Origin of the sequence: Vibrio genomosp. F10 str. 9ZD137, assembly GCF_049974785.1 — a bacterium.
GTDB lineage: Bacteria > Pseudomonadota > Gammaproteobacteria > Enterobacterales > Vibrionaceae > Vibrio.
The window spans coordinates 1-1470 of the sequence record NZ_JBNGCJ010000932.1; the positions used below are offsets into that span (position 1 = coordinate 1).

General features: G+C 32.8%; 2 protein-coding genes. Both read right to left on the reverse strand.

Going from position 1 to position 1470, the window contains the following annotated elements; genetic code table 11:
* Positions 1-136: 136 nt before the first annotated feature.
* Positions 137-427, reverse strand: a complete 291-nt coding sequence (locus ACP45E_RS20465) for an antibiotic biosynthesis monooxygenase (RefSeq protein WP_017038680.1) — start codon at positions 425-427, stop codon at positions 137-139.
* A gap of 91 nt (positions 428-518) precedes the next feature.
* Positions 519-1412, reverse strand: a complete 894-nt coding sequence (locus ACP45E_RS20470) for a helix-turn-helix domain-containing protein (protein ID WP_017038681.1) — start codon at positions 1410-1412, stop codon at positions 519-521.
* Positions 1413-1470 lie beyond the last annotated feature (58 nt).

The window sequence follows — 1470 nt, forward strand, 5'->3', positions numbered from 1 at the left end:
ATCACAGCGAGTCTTAACGCCTTGCTAAGCGGCAATAAAATAGCTGGCTAAAATTAGCGAGGAACGAGCAAAAGCCAGCTGTTTTTTGTCCGTTTAAGCAACTTGTTAAGTGCTCTTTTTTTATATGTCCACCAGTTTAAATGTCTGCTTTTTGTAAATATTTAATAACAGGGGCTGAAGCTAAAAATGAAGCTAACTTACCTAATATACCATTATTTTCAATATATTTTATATAGGTCTGATGGTGCTCAATACTAAGCCATTCTTCTTCAAGCAACATTTCTGAACTCTCTTTATCAAAATAAACAGTCACACTCATGCAGCCATTGAATCCTCTAACATTAGGTAAATTTTTTTCTAAAAAAGATAGTAATACTTCAAGTTGTTCAGGCTTTACTTGGCAGTTAAGGGTTACTCTTACTCTCATTCTTTTACTCCGTTGATTAATTAACACTGGTTATTTAATCACGTGCGAAAAAGTAAACTACTCATAAATATACAAAAATAACGTTTTTCAATCAGTTATTTTGTTTTAATTGTTTCGGTGTGATTTTGTACTTTTCTTTAAAGGATTTAATAAAATGAGATACATTTTCATAACCTAAATCTGCGGCCACATGTGTCACAGTTAATTCTGTCTTCGTTAATAGTTCATAGGCACGATCTAATCTTTTATTTTGTAACCATTGTTTAGGGGGGATGTCATATATTGCTTTGAAGTCTCTAGTAAAAGTAGAAGTACTTCTGCCTGATAAATTAGCTAAATCACTGATCGATAACTTTAGGGTCTCGCTGTTATTTAATAAACGAGTGAGGTTTCGTTTTGGAGAGATTGATACTTGCTTTGATTTAAACGCAGATTGAAAAATACGTTTGTCATATAAACTTAATAGATGTAAAAATTCAAGTAGCTTAATCCTAACGAGCGCAGGTGTATTACATCTGTGTTTATTCAGTAGCTGAATAGAGTTGAAATATACTTCAATTAAGCTATCGCATTGAATTTTTAGTAATTCAGGTAGCTCACCTGTATTTATTTCACTTGTTTTTTTTGCACTAATGAAATCAGTGAGCACATCATCAGTAAAGAAAACAAGATAAGCTTTTAAATTTTCAGTCATCTTTACATAATCAGAGTGTAGGTTAAGCCCTTGCTGTAAAAATATTGCGGTACGGGCAGTTAACACATGTGTTTTATTGTCAGAAGTAGTAATTGTTTCTTGTCCACTTTCAATATAAACCACACAAGGGATATTGGTATAGAACTCAACATCTACTAAGTCTTGCTTTAGATCTTTATAAAATATCCCTGAGTGACCGTCATGCATTAATTTCTGAATATCGCTCATATCATATAAAGATTGAGGAATTATCAATATATTTCTTTGGCTATATTCTGATACGGTTTTCATTACCACCTCAAGTATGGGGATGCATGAAGAGCATTTAACGCTCTGCTAAGCGGCAAAT

Excerpts from the sequence above, each read along its gene's own strand:
- ACP45E_RS20465 (WP_017038680.1), bottom strand. The coding sequence starts at position 427 with ATGAGAGTAAGAGTAACCCTTAACTGCCAAGTAAAGCCTGAACAACTT.
- ACP45E_RS20470 (WP_017038681.1), bottom strand. The coding sequence starts at position 1,412 with ATGAAAACCGTATCAGAATATAGCCAAAGAAATATATTGATAATTCCT.